The organism is Marinifilum sp. D714 (assembly GCF_030851345.1).
Lineage (GTDB): Bacteria > Bacteroidota > Bacteroidia > Bacteroidales > Marinifilaceae > Marinifilum.
Window position 1 is genome coordinate 1 of sequence record NZ_JALPNU010000048.1, and the last position, 5,298, is coordinate 5,298.

General features: G+C 47.1%; 2 tRNA genes and 3 rRNA genes. All 5 read right to left on the reverse strand.

Annotated features, from left to right (window positions below):
* Positions 1 to 20: 20 nt before the first annotated feature.
* Positions 21 to 131, reverse strand: a 5S ribosomal RNA gene (gene rrf, locus M0051_RS19410).
* A 99-nt stretch (positions 132 to 230) separates the two neighbouring features.
* Positions 231 to 3,102 (reverse strand): 23S ribosomal RNA (locus M0051_RS19415).
* A 120-nt stretch (positions 3,103 to 3,222) separates the two neighbouring features.
* Positions 3,223 to 3,296 (reverse strand) — tRNA-Ala (locus M0051_RS19420).
* A 16-nt stretch (positions 3,297 to 3,312) separates the two neighbouring features.
* A tRNA-Ile gene (locus M0051_RS19425) sits at positions 3,313 to 3,386 on the reverse strand.
* Between the two features lie 146 nt (positions 3,387 to 3,532).
* Positions 3,533 to 5,058, reverse strand: a 16S ribosomal RNA gene (locus M0051_RS19430).
* The 16S, 23S and 5S rRNA genes sit together here with 2 tRNA genes alongside, the layout of an rRNA operon.
* Between the last annotated feature and the right edge of the window lie 240 nt (positions 5,059 to 5,298).

Sequence of the window (5,298 nt, forward strand, 5' to 3'; positions counted from 1 at the left end):
TTGGAATAAGACTCTTTAAAGGTTGGCGTCGACCTACTCTCCCACATCTCTGCAGTACCATCGGCGCTAACGGGCTTAACTTCTCTGTTCGGAATGGGAAGAGGTGGAACCCCGTCGCTATAAACACCTAAAATCGTTGTTGATCTATATCGATCAAGCTAATATCATAGACACATTGAAAAGTAAAATAAAAGAACCTTTTTTTGTAAGATTCAGCGATTGACCTCGCCACTCAGAAGCTTTCGGGTAATTAGTATTGCTCGACTTTGACGTTACCGCCTTTACATCTGCAACCTATCAACGTTATCGTCTCTAACGACCCTTAAAGGAAATCTCATCTTGAGGTAGGCTTCGTGCTTAGATGCTTTCAGCACTTATCCCTGCCCAACGTAGCTACTCTGCTATGCAGCTGGCGCCACAACAGATACACTAGAGGTTAGTCCAACCCGGTCCTCTCGTACTAGAGTCAGATCCTCGCAAATTTCCAACGCCCACAACAGATAGGGACCGAACTGTCTCACGACGTTCTGAACCCAGCTCGCGTGCCACTTTAATGGGCGAACAGCCCAACCCTTGGGACCTTCTCCAGCCCCAGGATGTGACGAGCCGACATCGAGGTGCCAAACCGCTCCGTCGATATGAGCTCTTGGGAGCGATCAGCCTGTTATCCCCGGAGTACCTTTTATCCTTTGAGCGATGGCCCTTCCATACGGAACCACCGGATCACTATGCTCTACTTTCGTACCTGCTCGACCTGTATGTCTCACAGTCAAGCACCCTTGTGCCATTGCACTCTGCAGACGATTACCAAACGTCTTGAGGGTACCTTTAGAAGCCTCCGTTACTCTTTTGGAGGCGACCACCCCAGTCAAACTACCCACCACACACTGTCCGTCGTTAGACGTTAGACTTCAGATAAGCAAAGGGACGTATTTCAAGGATGACTCCATTACCCCTGGCGAGGCAACTTCATAGTCTCCGTCCTATCCTACACATCACTTACCCAAAATCAATGTGAAGCTGCAGTAAAGGTTCACGGGGTCTTTCCGTCCCGTTGCGGGTAATCGGCATCTTCACCGATACTACAATTTCACCGAGCTCATGGCTGAGACAGTGCCCAGATCGTTACACCATTCGTGCAGGTCGGAACTTACCCGACAAGGAATTTCGCTACCTTAGGACCGTTATAGTTACGGCCGCCGTTTACTGGGGCTTCATTTCAGATCTTCGCCGAAGCTAAACCCTCCACTTAACCTTCCAGCACCGGGCAGGTGTCAGGCCTTATACGTCATCTTTCGATTTTGCAAAGCCATGTGTTTTTGGTAAACAGTCGCCTGGGCCATTTCACTGCGGCCTCCCGAAAGAGGCGTCCTTTCTCCCGAAGTTACAGGACCATTTTGCCGAGTTCCTTAGCCATGAATCACTCGAGCGCCTTAGTATTCTCTACTTGACTACGTGTGTCCGTTTGTGGTACGGGTTTCTATTACCTGAAGCTTAGAGGTTTTTCTTGGAAGTAAAATTACATGCACTATCAGCGCTGCCGTAGCATTGCTGTACTATCAGATTTCAGCTCAAGAACCGGATTTACCTGGCTCTCTCATAACGTACGTCCTTCAACGAACTATTCCGTCAGTTCGCGGCATTGTCATCTCTTCGTCACCCCATCGCAGTAATAGAAAGTACCGGAATATTAACCGGTTGTCCATCGAGTTCGCCCTTCGGCTACCCCTTAGGTCCCGACTTACCCTGATCCGATTAGCGTTGATCAGGAAACCTTAGTCTATTGGCGTGCGGGTTTCTCGCCCGCATTATCGTTACTTATGCCTACATTTGCTTTTCTAAAAGCTCCACAATACATTACCATACTGCTTCTGCGCCGTTAGAATGCTCCCCTACCAGTTAGAATAAATTCTAAATCCATAGCTTCGGTGGTATATTTATGCCCGATTATCATCCACGCAAGATCGCTCGACTAGTGAGCTGTTACGCACTCTTTAAATGAATGGCTGCTTCCAAGCCAACATCCTAGCTGTCTAAGCAATCTCACCTCGTTTGTTCAACTTAACATACACTTGGGGACCTTAGCTGATGGTCTGGGTTCTTTCCCTCTCGTCTGTGGACCTTAGCACCCACAGGCTCACTGCCAGATATAAGTTATAGCATTCGGAGTTTGTCTGGATTTGATAGGCGGCGAAGCCCTCGCATCCAATCAGTAGCTCTACCTCTATAACTCTCGACTCTGACGCTGCACCTAAATGCATTTCGGGGAGTACGAGCTATTTCTCAGTTTGATTGGCCTTTCACCCCTACCCACAGTTCATCCGAACACTTTTCAACGTGTGACGGTTGGGCCCTCCACTCTGGTTTAACAGAGCTTCAGCCTGACCATGGGTAGATCACCAAGTTTCGCGTCTACCCCCACTAACTTTACGCCCTATTCAGACTCGCTTTCGCTTCGACTACGCACCTGAAGTGCTTAATCTCGCTAGTGAGGAGTAACTCGTAGGCTCATTATGCAAAAGGCACGCAGTCACACCATATAGGTGCTCCTACCGCTTGTAGGCGTACGGTTTCAGGTACTCTTTCACTCCTCTGTTCGAGGTGCTTTTCACCTTTCCCTCACGGTACTTGTTCACTATCGGTCTCTCAGGAGTATTTAGCCTTACCAGATGGTCCTGGCAGATTCACACAGAATTCCTCGTGTTCCGCGCTACTCAGGATACTACTAGATTCACTTTGCTTACGTGTACGAGACTATCACTCTCTTTGGTATGTCTTTCCAAACAATTCCACTTCACGCCGATCATCATATTATAGTCCTACAACCCCACCATTGCCGAAACAATAATGGTTTGGGCTAATCCCCGTTCGATCGCCACTACTAGGGGAATCACTTTTGTTTTCTTCTCCTCCGGTTACTTAGATGTTTCAGTTCTCCGGGTTTGCCTCCTTAAAGGATACTCATTGCTGAGTGGGTTGCCCCATTCGGAAATCTACGGATCAAAGGTTATTTGCACCTCACCGTAGCTTATCGCAGCTTATCACGTCCTTCATCGCCTCTGAGAGCCTAGGCATCCGCCATACGCCCTTAATTACTTCTTTTTGTGCCAATAAAAGTATAAACTTTCATCACGAAATCAATCGTTGTTTCTTTACTATTGGTTACTTCTACTTTACTACTTTCAACATGTCAAAGAACTTTTAATACACCATCGTATTTCGTGGAGAATATCGGAGTCGAACCGATGACCTCTTGCGTGCAAGGCAAGCGCTCTAGCCAGCTGAGCTAATCCCCCAAAACGTTATATATCGTAGTCCTGCGCAGATTTGAACTGCGGACCCCTACATTATCAGTGTAGTGCTCTAACCAACTGAGCTACAGGACTAAATTAATAATCCATATGCTAGCGGTCTTAAACACCCTAACGCTATGGGTTATGGTATATTAAATGAAAACAAGTGAAAGTCAGGCAAAACAGAATAAAACTCTGTCTTATCACCATAAACCTTTGTCGATATTCTAAATCTCTAGAAAGGAGGTGTTCCAGCCACACCTTCCGGTACGGCTACCTTGTTACGACTTAGCCCCAGTTACCAATTTTACCCTAGGTCGCTCCTTGCGGTTACGAACTTCAGGTCCCCTCGGCTTCCATGGCTTGACGGGCGGTGTGTACAAGGCCCGGGAACGTATTCACCGTATCATTGCTGATATACGATTACTAGCGAATCCAACTTCACGGAGTCGAGTTGCAGACTCCGATCCGAACTGAGACTAGCTTTTGAGATTAGCATCCTGTCACCAGGTAGCTGCCCTTTGTACTAGCCATTGTAACACGTGTGTAGCCCTGGACGTAAGGGCCGTGCTGATTTGACGTCATCCCCACCTTCCTCTCACCTTACGGTGGCAGTCTCGCTAGAGTCCTCAGCATTACCTGCTAGCAACTAACGATAGGGGTTGCGCTCGTTATGGGACTTAACCCGACACCTCACGGCACGAGCTGACGACAACCATGCAGCACCTTGTAATTTGCTCCGAAGAGAAGATCCGTTTCCAGATCGGTCAAACTGCATTTAAGCCCAGGTAAGGTTCCTCGCGTATCATCGAATTAAACCACATGTTCCTCCGCTTGTGCGGGCCCCCGTCAATTCCTTTGAGTTTCATTGTTGCCAACGTACTCCCCAGGTGGATTACTTAATGCTTTCGCTCAGTCGCGCACTGTGTATCGCGCACAACGAGTAATCATCGTTTACGGCGTGGACTACCAGGGTATCTAATCCTGTTCGCTCCCCACGCTTTCGTCCATCAGCGTCAATAATAGCTTAGTAAGCTGCCTTCGCAATCGGTGTTCTACGTTATATCTATGCATTTCACCGCTACATAACGTATTCCGCCTACCTCAACTATATTCAAGATTAGCAGTATCAATGGCAGTTTCACAGTTGAGCTGTGAGATTTCACCACTGACTTACAAATCCGCCTACGGACCCTTTAAACCCAATAAATCCGGATAACGCTCGAATCCTCCGTATTACCGCGGCTGCTGGCACGGAGTTAGCCGATCCTTATTCATACGGTACCTTCAGTTAACTACACGTAGCTAAGTTTATTCCCGTAAAAAAGCAGTTTACAACCCATAGGGCCGTCATCCTGCACGCGACATGGCTGGTTCAGGCTTGCGCCCATTGACCAATATTCCTCACTGCTGCCTCCCGTAGGAGTCTGGTCCGTGTCTCAGTACCAGTGTGGGGGACTATCCTCTCAGACCCCCTAAACATCATTGCCTTGGTAAGCCGTTACCTTACCAACAAGCTAATGTTACGCATGCCCATCTTACACCGCCGAAGCTTTAAATCAAATAACATGCGAAATTTGATCATTATGCGGTATTAATCCGGATTTCTCCGGGCTATCCCCCTGTGTAAGGCAGGTTGCATACGCGTTACTCACCCGTGCGCCGGTCGCCATCTTCCAGCAAGCTGGAAATGCTGCCCCTCGACTTGCATGTGTTAGGCCTGTCGCTAGCGTTCATCCTGAGCCAGGATCAAACTCTTCGTTGTATAAAAGTTTTTATAATTCTGTCTCATTCAGATTATCAAAGTTTAATGGTAATTTTTAATTGACAAGGTTATTATTCTTGTATTTACCTAACTTCTTGTTTTCAATATTTTCAAAGAACGTATCGTTCTGTTTTTCCTTAGTTATTCACCTGAAAAATCAGGCGGAAAAGCGAGTGCAAAGATAAATAAAACTTCTTCCAAATTCCAAATTAAATTTGAAATATTTTTGAAGTTTTTTCT